The sequence below is a fragment of the Polynucleobacter sp. JS-Fieb-80-E5 genome (assembly GCF_018882015.1).
In the GTDB taxonomy this organism is placed as follows: Bacteria; Pseudomonadota; Gammaproteobacteria; order Burkholderiales; family Burkholderiaceae; genus Polynucleobacter.
Genome location: NZ_JACVPH010000004.1, coordinates 126,845 through 140,431, shown reverse-complemented (window position 1 = coordinate 140,431; position 13,587 = coordinate 126,845). Strand labels below are relative to the sequence as shown.

At 44.2% G+C, this 13,587-nt stretch carries 17 protein-coding genes; 6 read left to right on the top strand and 11 right to left on the bottom strand.

Features of this window, described 5'->3' with window-relative positions; all coding sequences use genetic code 11:
- The first annotated feature begins 3 nt into the window (after nucleotides 1–3).
- From mscL to ICN44_RS07370, 3 genes are read left to right on the top strand one after another with little or no spacing between them, the layout of a single operon-like run.
- Nucleotides 4–426, top strand: a complete 423-nt coding sequence (gene mscL, locus ICN44_RS07380; protein ID WP_216263326.1) for a large conductance mechanosensitive channel protein MscL — start codon at nucleotides 4–6, stop codon at nucleotides 424–426.
- 1 nt (nucleotide 427) lies between these two features.
- A complete protein-coding gene (locus tag ICN44_RS07375; RefSeq protein WP_216263325.1) occupies nucleotides 428–2,662 on the top strand; it encodes a tetratricopeptide repeat protein in 2,235 nt (744 codons plus the stop codon).
- 11 nt (nucleotides 2,663–2,673) lie between these two features.
- The gene (locus ICN44_RS07370; protein ID WP_216263324.1) at nucleotides 2,674–3,861 is read left to right on the top strand and encodes a Do family serine endopeptidase; all 1,188 of its coding nucleotides are present in this window, start codon (nucleotides 2,674–2,676) and stop codon (nucleotides 3,859–3,861) included.
- 4 nt (nucleotides 3,862–3,865) lie between these two features.
- On the opposite strand, the gene ICN44_RS07365 is transcribed toward ICN44_RS07370, so the two are convergent.
- The 5 genes from ICN44_RS07365 to ICN44_RS07345 form a co-directional block, all read right to left on the bottom strand.
- On the bottom strand, nucleotides 3,866–4,600 hold the full coding sequence (locus tag ICN44_RS07365) for an amino acid ABC transporter ATP-binding protein (protein ID WP_216263323.1): 735 nt from the start codon (nucleotides 4,598–4,600) through the stop codon (nucleotides 3,866–3,868).
- A gap of 28 nt (nucleotides 4,601–4,628) precedes the next feature.
- Nucleotides 4,629–5,297, bottom strand: coding sequence for an amino acid ABC transporter permease (locus ICN44_RS07360; RefSeq protein WP_216263322.1), 669 nt, complete (start codon nucleotides 5,295–5,297; stop codon nucleotides 4,629–4,631).
- Nucleotides 5,298–6,086 (bottom strand): amino acid ABC transporter permease, encoded by a 789-nt coding sequence (locus ICN44_RS07355; protein ID WP_216263321.1) that lies wholly within the window; start codon nucleotides 6,084–6,086, stop codon nucleotides 5,298–5,300.
- A complete protein-coding gene (locus ICN44_RS07350; protein ID WP_216263320.1) occupies nucleotides 6,086–6,994 on the bottom strand; it encodes an amino acid ABC transporter substrate-binding protein in 909 nt (302 codons plus the stop codon). The genes ICN44_RS07355 and ICN44_RS07350 overlap by 1 nt, the downstream gene beginning before the upstream one ends.
- A 136-nt stretch (nucleotides 6,995–7,130) precedes the next feature.
- Nucleotides 7,131–8,408: a porin gene (locus ICN44_RS07345; protein WP_216263319.1), complete on the bottom strand. Its 1,278-nt coding sequence runs from the start codon at nucleotides 8,406–8,408 to the stop codon at nucleotides 7,131–7,133.
- 208 nt (nucleotides 8,409–8,616) lie between these two features.
- Between ICN44_RS07345 and ICN44_RS07340 the strand changes: the two genes are divergently transcribed.
- Complete coding sequence (locus tag ICN44_RS07340) at nucleotides 8,617–10,074, top strand: tetratricopeptide repeat protein (RefSeq protein WP_216263318.1); 1,458 nt, start codon at nucleotides 8,617–8,619, stop codon at nucleotides 10,072–10,074.
- On the opposite strand, the gene tatC is transcribed toward ICN44_RS07340, so the two are convergent.
- From tatC to hisI, 6 genes are read right to left on the bottom strand one after another with little or no spacing between them, the layout of a single operon-like run.
- A complete protein-coding gene (gene tatC / locus ICN44_RS07335; protein ID WP_216263317.1) occupies nucleotides 10,050–10,841 on the bottom strand; it encodes a twin-arginine translocase subunit TatC in 792 nt (263 codons plus the stop codon). The two genes, ICN44_RS07340 and tatC, sit on opposite strands and share 25 nt — an antisense overlap.
- A 33-nt stretch (nucleotides 10,842–10,874) precedes the next feature.
- The gene (gene tatB / locus ICN44_RS07330) at nucleotides 10,875–11,351 is read right to left on the bottom strand and encodes a Sec-independent protein translocase protein TatB (RefSeq protein ID WP_216263316.1); all 477 of its coding nucleotides are present in this window, start codon (nucleotides 11,349–11,351) and stop codon (nucleotides 10,875–10,877) included.
- 57 nt (nucleotides 11,352–11,408) lie between these two features.
- The gene (tatA, locus tag ICN44_RS07325; RefSeq protein WP_216263315.1) at nucleotides 11,409–11,630 is read right to left on the bottom strand and encodes a Sec-independent protein translocase subunit TatA; all 222 of its coding nucleotides are present in this window, start codon (nucleotides 11,628–11,630) and stop codon (nucleotides 11,409–11,411) included.
- Nucleotides 11,631–11,646: 16 nt separating this feature from the next.
- Nucleotides 11,647–12,003, bottom strand: coding sequence for a histidine triad nucleotide-binding protein (locus ICN44_RS07320; RefSeq protein WP_216263314.1), 357 nt, complete (start codon nucleotides 12,001–12,003; stop codon nucleotides 11,647–11,649).
- A gap of 24 nt (nucleotides 12,004–12,027) precedes the next feature.
- Nucleotides 12,028–12,429, bottom strand: coding sequence for a phosphoribosyl-ATP diphosphatase (locus tag ICN44_RS07315; RefSeq protein ID WP_216263313.1), 402 nt, complete (start codon nucleotides 12,427–12,429; stop codon nucleotides 12,028–12,030).
- A gap of 41 nt (nucleotides 12,430–12,470) precedes the next feature.
- Entirely contained in the window at nucleotides 12,471–12,866 is a 396-nt protein-coding gene (hisI, locus tag ICN44_RS07310; protein WP_216263312.1) for a phosphoribosyl-AMP cyclohydrolase, read from the bottom strand.
- Nucleotides 12,867–13,000: 134 nt separating this feature from the next.
- On the opposite strand from hisI, the gene ICN44_RS07305 reads away from it, so the two are divergent.
- Both ICN44_RS07305 and ICN44_RS07300 read left to right on the top strand, forming a co-directional pair.
- Entirely contained in the window at nucleotides 13,001–13,183 is a 183-nt protein-coding gene (locus ICN44_RS07305; RefSeq protein ID WP_216226813.1) for a type II toxin-antitoxin system HicA family toxin, read from the top strand.
- Nucleotides 13,184–13,194: 11 nt separating this feature from the next.
- The gene (locus tag ICN44_RS07300) at nucleotides 13,195–13,587 is read left to right on the top strand and encodes a type II toxin-antitoxin system HicB family antitoxin (RefSeq protein ID WP_216263311.1); all 393 of its coding nucleotides are present in this window, start codon (nucleotides 13,195–13,197) and stop codon (nucleotides 13,585–13,587) included.

The window sequence follows — 13,587 nt, the reverse complement described above, 5'->3', positions numbered from 1 at the left end:
TTTATGAGCGTTTTAAAGGAGTTTCGGGACTTTGCCGTAAAGGGCAATGTGATCGATTTGGCGGTGGGTGTCATTATTGGCGGCGCCTTTGGGAAAATCGTGGATTCCTTGGTAAATGACATCGTAATGCCTGTTATTTCCACTCTTTTGGGGGGTCATATCGACTTTACTAACCTATTTATTGTCCTGGGACATATTCCAGAGGGTGTACCTAGAACCTTTGATGCCCTCAAAAAAGCCGGAGTGCCCATCTTTGCCTACGGCAATTTCATCACTATTTCCATCAATTTCATCCTTTTGGCCTTTGTCATCTTCCAGATGGTCAAAGTAGTCAACAAGATTCGCCTCATGGATGCACCCCCTCCTCCGCCGGTTCCAGAAGAAGTAGTGTTGCTCCGTGAAATTCGTGACAGTCTAAAAAAATAATTTGTCCAATCATTCCCATCAAGAAGCACGGGAGCAATCTCAACTCATTTTTCAAAATGGCTTGAGATTGCTCCAACAAGGAAAGTTAGCGGAAGCGGATAAACTTTTTTTGCAAGCGCATCAACTGGATGAAAATAATGCCGATTTTCTCAATCTTTTAGGTATCCGCTCATATCAAAAACAACATTATTCAAGTGCACTAGACTTTTTAAACCGAGCAAATCAACTTGCTCCCGGTTCCGCACAAACATTGAGTAACTTAGGTTTAATACATAACGCACTTTTTGAGTATGCAGAAGCGCTGCAATTTTTTAATTTAGCAATTCAGTGCGACTCAAATATTCCAGAAACTCACAATAATCGCGGTAACGCATTAAAGGGTTTAGGCAAAAATGATGAGGCAAATAAGGCCTATGAGCGCGCAATAGCCTTGCGGCCCAACTACGCTGAAGCCATGAGCAATCAAGGTGTCCTCTTGCTTGAAATGGGTAAGATCGATAAAGCGATCGCTTTATTAGAGAGTGCAATTCAAGCCAATCCCCACTTTGCAGTTGCCTACAATAATCTGGGAAATGCATTCACTCAAATAGAACACTACGATGATGCCTTTCAATGCTTTGAACGAGCATTACAAATTAATCCAAACTATCTTGATGCATGTCTGAATTTTGGTAACAGTCTAAAAAAATGTAAGCAATATGAAGCGGCTATTGACTGCTATCAACACGCACTGAAGATTAATCCTAATAACGCTAAAACTTTTTACTTACTGGGGGATATTTACTACGATAGTGGCGATGGTGATCTGGCAAAAACCTATTACGCAAAATCACTAGAGTTGCATCCAGCTGATATAGAAGCTCACATTGCTTTAACTATCGCGCAGATACCCAAGGTCGCAAAAAGTGAAGAAGAGTTGATTAATTCTAGGCGCACATTTACTCAGCAACTGGAATTTGTAAGCGCAATGCTTCAGCAAAAAATCGATCCTACACTCCTCCAAAAGTTGATTGCCCGTCACCCGTTCTACCTGGCTTATCAAGACGATGACAACAAACCCCTCCTGTCGCAATTTGGGGAAATTTGCGCTGACTTAGCTCGGTCTTTACAAGATCGATTGGATACAAAGCAAAGTGTTTCCACTCAAGCCAACTCCAAGATACGCGTTGGGATTATTAGCAGCTTTATTTGCAGTCACCCCGTTTGGCAGGCCATTACCAAGGGATGGGTAAACCACCTAAACCCAGATCTATTTGAGCTACATATCTTCAATACCAACGGTGTAGAAGATGAAGAAACTCAACTAGCTAAATCGAGGGCAGCAAGCTACAGCAACTGTGGAACCGATGTTCTTGCTGCTGCCCAGATTATTGCCAATCAAAACCTAGATGTCATTCTGTATCCCGAGATTGGGATGGATACCGTAAGTAAGGCGCTAGCCTGCTTGCGATTAGCACCACTGCAAGCAGTCAGCTGGGGTCACCCAGATACCACTGGTATCCCTACGATCGACGCCTTTCTATCGGCCGAGCTGCTCGAGCCAGATAATGCCAATAGTCTTTACAGCGAAGAAATAATCCAGCTTCCAAACCTAGGCACCAATGTTGAGTATCAAGACCTTGTAGCGCAAAGCCCGAATCTAGAGAGTCTTGGTATTGATCCGTCTCAGCCTATCCTGTTGTGCCCTGGATCGCCCTCAAAATACAATCCTAGCTATGACTTTGTATTTATTGAGATTGCGAAAAGTCTTGGTCAATGCCAATTCATCTTCTTTAACTTTGAAGCAAACCTCACGGCAATTCTGAAAGAACGTTTACAGCTTGCTTTTGCAAATGCGCAGCTCGATGCCAATCAATTTTTGTGCTTTATTCCCTTTCTCAAGAAGGAAGAGTTTCATGGTCTTATCCAGAAAGCAGACTTGTATTTAGATACCATTGGGTTTTCAGGATTTAATACAGCCCTGCAAGCAATAGCGTGCGATCTGCCAGTGGTAACTATAGAAGGTGCCAGAATGCGTGGTCGGCTTGCTAGCGCAATCCTCACTCGTATTGGTCTTGAAGACTTGGTTTGTAGATCTGTCGGCGACTATGTTCATTTAGTAGTAGAGTTAATTCAGAATCCAAAACTACTGAACTCTTATAGAGGTAAGATTGCGAAATCTAAAGCGCTGTTATTTAATGATCCTGAGCCCATCAAAGCATTAGAAGATTTTCTGATTCAACAGACCCGAAAATAAAACACCCTTCCATGAACTCCTCTCTTCAAAAATATTGGCTCTTATTTGCGCAAGCCGTCACTGTGATGTTGGCGGCCTTGTTTATTGTTGCTACCTTGAAGCCGGAATGGCTTTCAGAATCCAGAGTGGGCTCTTTAGTGGACACTGTTTCACTGAAGGAAAGCAGCTACGACGGTCAACTTAGCCCCGGCTCGTATCACGATGCTGTGAAGCGCTCAATGCCTGCGGTCGTCAATATCTTTACTAGCAAAACCTCAGGAAAACCCAAGTCTCGCAAAGGCGCCGACCCAAAGTCTGGGGATCCATTGTTTAAATTCTTTTTTGGAGATCAACCTCCGGAAGAGGAGCCGAGCTCCAGCTTGGGATCTGGTGTTTTAGTAAGCCCAGAAGGCTATATATTGACCAATCATCACGTCATTAGCGATGCAGATGACATTGATGTTGCCCTATCTGATGGACGTAAGGTTAAAGCGCAAGTCATTGGAAGCGATCCAGAAACTGATATTGCTGTTTTAAAAATTGAAGCGAAACAACTACCAACTCCAATCACCCTAGGCAAAGTTGAATCCGTGCATGTTGGTGATGTTGTTCTCGCAATCGGCAATCCATTTGGCGTTGGCCAAACAGTGACCTCTGGAATTGTTTCTGCCTTAGGTCGTGACCATATAGGCATCAATACCTTTGAAAACTTTATTCAAACAGATGCGGCAATTAATCCCGGAAATTCAGGGGGTGCACTGATTGATACACGCGGCAATCTCATCGGAATTAACACTGCCATCTACTCTAATAATGGTGGCTCTATGGGTATCGGATTTGCCATCCCCATTAACCTAGCCAAGCAAATTATGGAATCCATCCTGGCTAATGGCAGCGTGACCAGGGGTTGGATCGGGGTTGAGCCACAAAACCTCACAAAAGAGCTCTCAGAGTCTCTGGGGTTGCCTGGCAACACTCAGGGCGTTCTATTGTCTGGCGTTCTAGAGGGTGGCCCAGCGGCACGCGGGGGCGTGAAACCTGGAGATGTGCTGATTGCAGTCAACGGAAAGCCGATCAATGATGTGCGTAGCCTACTCAATCAAATTGCTCAAATTAGTCCAGGCAATGATGCCAAGCTCACTATTCTGCGCAAAGGCAAAGAGATGGAATTAACGGCTCAAACCGGAAAGCGGCCTAAGCCCAAGCAGCAAGCTAATTAACTGATTAGTTAGCCAATATTTTTGATAGAAACTCTTTTGCCCTTGGTGAGCGAGCTTCTGGGTGGTCAAAGAATTCGGCTTTACTACAGTCCTCAACAATGCGCCCTTGATCCATAAAGATCACCCGATGACTCACTTTTCTGGCAAAGCCCATTTCATGGGTGACGCAACACATGGTCATCCCTTCATTAGCAAGTTTGACCATCACATCTAAAACTTCACCCACCATTTCTGGATCTAAAGCAGAAGTAGGCTCGTCAAACAACATCACGATGGGATCCATACTTAAAGCCCTGGCAATGGCAACCCGCTGCTGTTGACCACCTGATAACTGGCCCGGAAATTTATCTTTTTGCGCCAGCAATCCCACTCGCTCTAGATACTTAAGCCCATGTTTATTGGCCTCATCAGCGGAACGCCCCAAGACCTTCATTTGGGCTAGCGTTAAATTCTCAGTCACACTCAAATGTGGGAACAGTTCGAAGTGCTGAAATACCATCCCCACCCTTGCGCGCAATTGCGGTAGATTTGTTTTGGGATCATGCAATGGCACACCATCAACAGTGATTTCACCTTGCTGAAAAGGCTCTAAAGCATTAATTGTTTTTATCAAGGTGGACTTACCTGAACCAGATGGTCCGCAAATAACGACAACCTCACCTTTGCGAATAGATGAACTGCAATCCGTCAGCACCTGAAAGGATCCATACCACTTAGAGACATTGCGAAGTTCAATCATCTGGGTTTTATCAATTCACAATTAATAGTTAACGAATGATGGCGACTTTGGTATGAATCTTACGCACCACTTTAGAAAGCGAAAAGCAAATAATGAAATAGGTAAACGCCGCCAAAATATAAGTCTCAATAGGGCGTCCATAATTTTTGCCGGCAATCTCAAAGCCCTTGAGTAAGTCATAAGCGCCAATGGCATAAACCAATGAAGTGTCCTGAAATAGGATAATCGTTTGTGTCATAAAAACAGGAATCATATTTCTGAAAGCTTGCGGCAAAATAATTAAGCGCATGTTTTGCCCATAGGTCATGCCTAGTGCTTCTGCAGCATAAGCTTGCCCCTTCGGTACCGACTGAATACCTGCGCGCACGATCTCCGAAAAGAAAGCCGCCTCGAACGCTATAAAAGTAATGGTCGCTGATAGATCGGCACCAATGGGGCGGCCTATCAACATCGGAATTAATAAGAAGAACCACAAAATCACCATCACCAGCGGAATGGAGCGCATAGTGTTGATATAAAAAGTGGCTGGGTAAACCAGTGTAGGCTTACCAGATAAGCGCATGAGGGCTAAGAACGTACCAAAAACAATTCCACCTAATGTCGCAATCACCGTCAATTGCACGCTAAAGAGTAAGCCCTTCAGAATGTAACTGGTAAAGAGTTCCCAGTTATAAAAGCTCAGATCCAGACTAAGCATTTAGTGCACCACCGCATCATTAGAGGCTGCAATAAATCCCGGTATGCGCGTCCTTTTTTCAATAGCCGCCATCACACGATTCACTGCAAATGCTGAAGCAGCATATAACAATGTCACCGCTAAATAGATTTCCACACCATGCGAAGTTTCTTCTTGAGCTTGCATTGCAAATAGTGTTAACTCAGGTACGGAGACCGCAAAAGCGACTGAAGAATTCTTAATCAGATTCATGCTCTCTGAAGTGAGTGGTGGCATCACAATGCGTAATGCCATCGGCAAAATCACATAACGATAACTTTGTGAAGTAGTAAGCCCTAAAGCAGTGGCTGCCATTCTCTGCCCACTAGGAAGCGCCTGAATACCGGCCCTCACCTGTTCTGCAATACGTGCAGAAGTAAAGAAGCCCAGGGCAATACTGACGAGCCAATAGGAGGGCAAAGCTTTTAAAGGCAATACAAACGCAGGGATGACGTGATACCAGAGAAACACCTGAACCAGAATGGGAATATTTCTGAACAGTTCAACCCAAGCTGTTGAGAGGCGAACAAGCCATCTACTTAATCTACCGCCATCTGGGAGCGTACGCAGGGTGCCCATAACAGCACCTAGAATCAAAGCAATCGTCAGCCCCAAGCCAGCTACCGCTAAGGTCCAACCCCAAGCTTTCAGCAACCAATCTAAATAACTGGGGTCAGCATTTTGAGCCAAGCCAAAGACAGCAGAAAAGCAGTGCTCAACTACCTCACCATCTAAGGTGTTCTTACAAAAGACACCTAAATCTAATGCCATTATTTCTTCTGATAGTCTTCTGCAGGCTTGTCATTCGGATTAGCCCAAGCATTTTTGGTCGCTGGAGATAATTCAAGGCCAACTACGATATTTTTTGGTGGAATTGGTGACAAGAACCACTTGTTCCAGAGCTTAGGCATATTGCCATTCTTCACAATCTTGGCAATAGCTTCATTCACTGCAGCCTTAAATTCTGGGTCATTTTTAGGAACCATAATGGCAATCGGCTCTGTACTTAAGACCTCGCCAACAATCTTGTAATCCTTTGGATTCTTAGAGTTGGCAATATTGCCAGCCAAAATCGAACCATCCATCACAAAGGCATCAGCACGGCCAGACTCCAGCAATAAGAAGCTATCAGCGTGATCCTTGCCAAACACTTCGTCAAAATTAACGCCATTTGCTTTTTCATGTTTGCGCAGCAGCTGTACAGAAGTGGTGCCTGTAGTGGTCGCCACTTTTTTCCCAGCCAACTGAGAGATGGAATTAATTCCGGAATTCGCCTTCACTGCAATGCGTACTTCTTCAACATACAGGGTATTAGCAAAACCAACATCCTTGGCACGCGCTACGTTATTAGTAGTGGTTCCGCATTCGATATCGATGGTGCCGTTTTGCATCAGAGGAACGCGATTCTGTGAAGTGACTGGCTGGTAATTAATACGCAATGTACCGAGCTTTAGCTTGTCTTTAATATCGCCCAAAATCATACGACAGATCTCAACGTGGTAACCATCAAAGCGGCTATCACCGGTTGTATAGGACATCGGAATAGAAGACTCGCGCACACCCATGGTGATGGCGCCAGAGGACTTGATTTTGTCTAGAGTTGGGGAGGCTGCATAAAGAGTCTGCGCAGCAGTAAAACCAACAAATAACAAGGAAAAACGTAGTAAATGAGTTTTCATATAAAGGTCCTATATAACCAAGAATGTCACCCTATTCTACGATTAATCCAGCCTAAAAAGAAAAAACCCACTGTGTTTCCACAGTGGGTTAATTTGATACCTAACTAATTCTTAACTAGCTTACGCTAGCAAGCAATTAGAAAGTGTGACGCACGCCAATTGCGTAGTTATTAGCGTTTGCACTAACAGTACTTGTAGAAGTAGCAGCATTGCTAAAGTTCTGTTGGCCATAGATTGCATACAAGTTTGTACGCTTGCTCAACAGGTAGTTAGAACCAATCTGCCAGCCGTTGAAATTGGCTGTAGGCTGTTGAGTGCCATATGCTGTGTAGCGACCAGTACCTACTGAAGCCCAAGCCTCAACTACTGGAGTAATGAAGCTACGAACACCAATCTGTTCGGCTGAACGTTTTACATAGTAGCCAGAGTTAATTGTTGAACTTGCTTTTCTTGATACCCACTGTGCGTATGCCTTCAAAATACCGAAGTCATAAGTTGCACCAGCAAAAGATTGGTTATCTTGAATGTTAATCGCACTACCTGCAATACCTGAAGAAGGCTGAGCGCCTGTCCAAACGCCAGTTGCACCATTTACTGTTGTAGCTGAAGTAAATGCTGCTGTAGGTGTTCCAGCATTAGTAGCTGTTGTCAACTGCTTGAGAGCCTGGTAAGCACCAGTGATGTAGAACTTATTGAAAGTGTAGTCTGCATTCAAACCCCAACCACTTGCGTTAGTGCTACCGCCAGTACCAGCTGCAGTTGAAGTTGGAGTAACAGTTTCAGTAGAGTTACTGTTATTCAGTGTGTACATTGCGCCAGCAGAAAAGCCAGCAAATTTATCAGACTGAACACTCAAAGTGTTGGCTGTACGGCTTGTGAAACCAGCAGTTGTAGCACCGCCGCCGTTAGTACCAGCAGTTGTTGAGCCAGCGTAAACTAAATCGCCCAACATGTTGTTGTATTGACCAGCACTTGTTGCTGCGCCTGCATTAAAGATTGGTGTGTATTGCAAACCAACTGCAGTTTGGCCGATACCGTTTTTCTTCAAACCAACAAAAGTTTGACGATTTAACAAGCCGCCTGATTGAGCGTTAGCACCGTTAGCGTCTTTGTTTGTGCTGTTACCAGACAATGTCTGGTCTTGTGGCTGGAGCTGGAATTCAGCTGTGAAGAAAGCTGAAGTGCCGTTACCCAAATCTTCAGTACCTTTGAAACCCATACGTGAAGTTTGCTCAGCAGACTGACCAAATTGACTAGTGGTTGTTTTTTTAACACCATCAGCTGTAGCTGATGTGCGTACATTAGAACCAATGTAACCAACGTCCAAGATACCGTAAACGGTTACGCTGGACTGAGCTTGAGCAGCAGATGCAAATGCACCGATAGCTGCAACTGCTAATAGCGATTTTTTCATTCTTTAAATCTCCAAAAATTAAAAGTAATGCCCAAATAAAACTGGGACCTACGAATTTTGCTTCTTTTGCCTCACTAGACTGGGGGTCAGGGTATTTAGGAGCTCTTTTTGCTTGTCAAAAGGTAGTTTTTTGGCTTTCTTCGTTGTATCTCGACAACAAGACCTTTGTTTTCTGTCTTTTATGGGCTCTAGATGCCAAAATTGTCATATGGCAAGTCGCGAATTCTTAAAAATCCTCAGTTCAGCCCGTTTGGGTGATGTTTCCGCGCAACAAAAGCTGGCCTCCGCCTACCTTACCGGAGCATTCAAAACCCCAATCCAACCTGCTAACGCTCTGATTTGGCTAGAAAAATCCTATTTTTCTATTACGAATCAAGAACTTGTAGATATAAGCTCAAGTAGCGCTCAAATTTCAGCTCTTTTGAGTCAAGTTGCCGAAATCCCACTGGCTGAAACCTTTGGCTCCCCTGCTTTTGAGTTTGGATGGAACGCCTTTTGGAAGTTAGCCGATGCTGGGAGCTCAACCGCTTCTGGTGTGGCAGCCAAATGGCAGCTCGTGAATTTATTAATTAATCCTGCAAATCAAGAAGTTCAACCCCAGTTGCTTGATTGGGTAAAAAAGAATTCACCAACTCGAGAAAAAATTTCTTCGCTAGATTTTGTTGGCATGCAAAAGATCGCCAAGCAATATTTGCAGGAGCTTGCGGATGGCGATTCTCTTTTTGCAAACAATGCAAAAGAATTGCTGATCAAGCTTCAGCCAAAAAATGAAGCCCTATCCTCTTTATGGCAAGTTTGGCTTGATGAACAAAATGAAGATGCCTTAACCCAAGCCGCAGAACTTGGATTAACTATTGCAAAACTCACTCTGGGTTTGCGTCTTGCGCAATTAGATGGAAGCGCCTATTCAGAGCAGAACAAATCAAATGCCTCTCTGAAGAAAGCGGCTCATTGGTTAGAGCTTGCAGCTAAAGATGGTGATCGAGATGCTTGGTATGCGCTCGGTGAAATTTATCGTCGCCCACAATTTTCTGGTTACAACGCTGCAGAGAGTGATCGCTGCATTGATCGCGCTGCTGATCTGGGTCATCCTCAGGCACAACTTCGCAAAGGCGCCAACCTTTGGCGCAAGCGCGAAAAGAATGAAGAGAAGGTGCGTGGCCTTCAGGCATCCTATTGGGTATGGCAGGCGCATCAACAAGGCGTGCCAGAAGCAAAAGAATTGCTAAGTAAGATTTTGGAGAGTTGCCCTAATCCCAAAGAAAATGAATGGCTCGAATTAGCTCAATGTGCTGAAGTGGCAATTAATCACCATGCCGAACATAAGGTGGATGAAGATTGGTTATTGCTTTGCCATCGCATCATCATTGCCAACCAATTTAATTTCAGCAAAGCAGAATTGCTATTGAGCGAGGTAGGACAGCTACAGCATGAACATTGTGTAGTGGTAGATATTCGCTGGGAACTGCCAAAGATCTTGCCTAGATTGATTCAGATTGAAACTATTCAACAACGTCGCGCCCTTTTAGCGGCTGGCAAAGCCTTTGCTGGCTCGGAGATGGATCTGGAGGGCAATTTACGCCAAAGACGCTATCGCTTTGATCGCGTCACCAACTGGCTAATAACTACCTTTTCTAAGAATCAAGTAGAAGCAGAAGTCGACTGATCTGTAGCAGCATCCTCATCGGAGGGCTTTGGTACATAAAAGCGCGCAACCAATAAGCCCAACTCATAGAGCACGGTCATTGGTACAGCTAGCAATAATTGCGAAAGTACATCGGGTGGTGTCACTACAGCCGAAATTACAAAAGCGCCCACAATCACATAAGGGCGAATTTCTTTCAGCTTAGCCAAGGGCACCATACCCATGCGCACCAAGACAACCACCACCACAGGTACTTCAAAAGTAATACCAAATGCCAAGAAGGTTGTCATGGCAAAACTTAAATAGTTATCAATGTCGGTCGACATCTCCGCGCCTAAGGGTGCGTTGTAACTAGCCATGAACTTAAATACTGTTGGGAACACTAAGAAGTAAGCAAATGCCATGCCAATAATGAACAAGGTATAGCTACTCACCACCAAAGGCAAAATGAGTTTTCTTTCGTGCAGATACAAACCAGGCGCAATGAAGGCCCAAAGTTGATACATCACCACTGGTAAGGCGATGATGAATGCCACTAGCATCGTGACCTTCATCGGCACAAAGAATGAGCCTGTAACGTCCGTCACGATCATCTTACCGCCAGCAGGCAAAGCCTCTAATAAAGGCTGTGCAAACAAATGGAAAATATCTGGCGCCCAATAGACTAGGCATACGAAGACAACAATAATTGCGAGTGCCGCTTTAATTACGCGATCACGTAATTCAAATAAGTGGGACAGAAAAGTTTCCTGTAATCCCGAGTCTTGAGTTGAATTGTTTTCAGTCATGCGTAAGTGTTTTTATTCTTTTGCTTTTTACTATTATTTGCCGGCACTGTGATGAAAGCGCTTCATCCTGGCAGCACCAGATTGCACCCGAGTACGAATGCCTGCAGAACGCTTGAACCAAAGGGGCCTTGCAGCACGGCGTACACCCCAGCTATTGCGCCCTTGGCGCTTGGTTTTGCGCAGCACTTCTTTTTCATCTAAAGGCGGCTTATCAAAGCTCGTTTCAAAAATATCCGCCTGGTCACTTAAGTTGGCGCCAGCCTCTTGAACTGTAGAGCCGATACTGTTTTCAACCTCTTTGAGAGTGGTAGCAGTTTCTTCTCGAAACTTTTTAAATTCTTCCACTTCCATTTGACGGCTTACTTCAGACTTAACGTCAGCCATATAGCGCTGAGCACGTCCAAACAAGTTACCAGCCATGCGAGCCACTTTAGGCAGGCGCTCTGGTCCAACCACCACCAGAGCAACTACAGCAATCAGCGCAAGTTTTGAAACTCCGAGATCAATCATTTAATGCAGTGATTTAATTGCAGCATGAGTTTCAAGTGCGCTTCAGTTATTAGCTAGTTATTTGTTTACGTCTTTAGCTTGCACATCAACAGTCTTTTCTGCTGTTGCAGAACTTTGTTGAATTTGCTCTTTAGACTCTTCAGCAGTTTTCATACCATCTTTAAAGCCTTTTACAGCGCCACCTAAATCTTGGCCGATATTACGCAATTTTTTGGTACCGAATACCAGCATCACGATAACCAAAACAATTAACCAATGCCAAATGCTAAATGAACCCATCTTTAATCTCCTTGGATTATTTTTTCCAGGGGCGGGGACCGCCCATCACATGTAAGTGCAAGTGATAAACCTCCTGCCCACCATCCGCACCATTGTTTACCATTAATCTAAAGCCGCCATCCTTACCAGGACGACAGCCTTGCTCTTTGGCAAGACGCGGTGCTAATTCCATCATTCTACCCAGCAAAGGGATATCTATGCTTTCTGAAGACTCCAACATGGGTATATGTTTTTTGGGAATGATCAGAAAATGGATAGGCGCTGCTGGGTTGATATCTTTAAAAGCGTAGATTTCTTCATCCTCATAGACCTTCTGGGAAGGAATCAAACCTTGAGAAATCTTGCAAAACAGGCAATTAGGATCGTGTGACATACATTTTCTCGTATTTATCCGTGCTTACTCTTTACCAGCAGCTTTTCTCGCAGCCTTCTCTTCGATACCGGATGTTCCCAGGCGACGATCAAGCTCGGTAATCACATCTTCCGGGCGCAGGTTAAATTGAGACAAAGCAATCAAGCAGTGAAACCACAAATCAGCCATTTCGCCCACTAAGAGCTTTTGCTGATCAGCCGCCAAATTAGAATTACGCGCATCTTTTGCGGCCATTACAGCTTCAGTCGCTTCCTCACCAATCTTTTTCAAGATCCCATCATCACCCTTTGAAAAGAGCAAAGCGGTATAAGAAGTTTTGGGATCTGCTTGACCTGCCTTAAACGCATCACGACGTTGATCCACCACATCCGCCAAATGAGCGAATGCAGAATCTAAATTAGAAGGTTTGTTTGCAGAACTAGTCATCTGGTTATTTTATGTCTTTTAAGCAAAAGGGCTTTGCTGTTTTATTTTTTCGGAGTTGATTCATCAACCCATACCGATTCTGCTGAGTCCCATTGCATAAAGAAGCAACTATGCTCACCAGTATGGCAAGCAATGCCATCTTTTTGCTCAACTAAAAGCAAAATCGTATCGCCGTCACAATCCAAGCGAATTTCTTTTACTTTTTGCGTATGGCCAGATTCTTCACCTTTGTGCCACAGCTTTTGTCTGGAACGCGTCCAATAGACCGCTTCCCCCAAACGGATAGTCTCTAACAAAGCATCGCGATTCATCCAGGCCATCATCAAGATATCCTTGCTGCCAATTTCTTGGGTGATTACTGGAACCAATCCTTGGTCATTCCAAGTCACCGCTTCTAATAAGGCTTGGTCTTGTGAGTTTTTATTCGTATCTGACATTTGTCCAATTTTGACAGAATTGTTAAGGGCCAAGTAAATAAGCGATTGCGCACGATTGGGGTCATGACCCAACCCACCTCATGGACACTATCCTAATTTGTGTGTATGATGTGTATAGAATTTATAATGCGTTAATGAATAGCAAAGAACTAATCAAGGCGTTAGAAAAAGATGGTTGGGTATTGCGAGGCTCAAAAGGCTCTCATCATGTTTTTAACCACCCCCGCAAAGCTGGGCACATTACTGTTCCTCATCCCAAAAAAGATCTAGGAATTGGATTGGTTCAAAAGCTACTTAAACAAGCAGGAATTAAATAGAAGGATGAACGATGAAATATCCAATTGCTATTGAACCGGGTGGAGATAACTTAGCCTGGGGTGTGATTGTTCCCGATATGCCAGGCTGCTTTTCTGCGGCTGACAGTGGGATTGATGAGGCTATTGAGAATGCCAAAGAAGCAATTGAACTTTGGATTGAAACTGCATTAGACGCGGGCGAAGATATCCCAAAGCCCAGCTCTATTACCGATCTTCAAAAGAAGAAAGAGTTCAAAGGATATATCTGGGCAATTGCTGAGATTGACCCGGCATTACTGTCAGACGATATCGAAAGAGTAAATATTTCTTTACCAAAAAGAGTGTTGGCAAGATTAGATGCTAAGGCCAAATCCGCCGGTGAAAACCGCTCAGCATTTATCGCGCATATGGCGATTAGCGCTTAA

Bases quoted from the DNA above. Each gene is read 5' to 3' on its own strand.
- ICN44_RS07345 (WP_216263319.1), bottom strand. From the start codon at position 8,408: ATGAAAAAATCGCTATTAGCAGTTGCAGCTATCGGTGCATTTGCATCT.
- tatA (WP_216263315.1), bottom strand. From the start codon at position 11,630: ATGGGTTCATTTAGCATTTGGCATTGGTTAATTGTTTTGGTTATCGTG.
- ICN44_RS07300 (WP_216263311.1), top strand. From the start codon at position 13,195: ATGAAATATCCAATTGCTATTGAACCGGGTGGAGATAACTTAGCCTGG.
- ICN44_RS07315 (WP_216263313.1), bottom strand. From the start codon at position 12,429: ATGACTAGTTCTGCAAACAAACCTTCTAATTTAGATTCTGCATTCGCT.
- ICN44_RS07370 (WP_216263324.1), top strand. From the start codon at position 2,674: ATGAACTCCTCTCTTCAAAAATATTGGCTCTTATTTGCGCAAGCCGTC.
- tatC (WP_216263317.1), bottom strand. From the start codon at position 10,841: ATGACTGAAAACAATTCAACTCAAGACTCGGGATTACAGGAAACTTTT.
- ICN44_RS07350 (WP_216263320.1), bottom strand. From the start codon at position 6,994: ATGAAAACTCATTTACTACGTTTTTCCTTGTTATTTGTTGGTTTTACT.
- ICN44_RS07320 (WP_216263314.1), bottom strand. From the start codon at position 12,003: ATGTCACACGATCCTAATTGCCTGTTTTGCAAGATTTCTCAAGGTTTG.
- mscL (WP_216263326.1), top strand. From the start codon at position 4: ATGAGCGTTTTAAAGGAGTTTCGGGACTTTGCCGTAAAGGGCAATGTG.
- ICN44_RS07355 (WP_216263321.1), bottom strand. From the start codon at position 6,086: ATGGCATTAGATTTAGGTGTCTTTTGTAAGAACACCTTAGATGGTGAG.
- ICN44_RS07305 (WP_216226813.1), top strand. From the start codon at position 13,001: ATGAATAGCAAAGAACTAATCAAGGCGTTAGAAAAAGATGGTTGGGTA.
- hisI (WP_216263312.1), bottom strand. From the start codon at position 12,866: ATGTCAGATACGAATAAAAACTCACAAGACCAAGCCTTATTAGAAGCG.
- ICN44_RS07365 (WP_216263323.1), bottom strand. From the start codon at position 4,600: ATGATTGAACTTCGCAATGTCTCTAAGTGGTATGGATCCTTTCAGGTG.
- tatB (WP_216263316.1), bottom strand. From the start codon at position 11,351: ATGATTGATCTCGGAGTTTCAAAACTTGCGCTGATTGCTGTAGTTGCT.
- ICN44_RS07360 (WP_216263322.1), bottom strand. From the start codon at position 5,297: ATGCTTAGTCTGGATCTGAGCTTTTATAACTGGGAACTCTTTACCAGT.
- ICN44_RS07340 (WP_216263318.1), top strand. From the start codon at position 8,617: ATGGCAAGTCGCGAATTCTTAAAAATCCTCAGTTCAGCCCGTTTGGGT.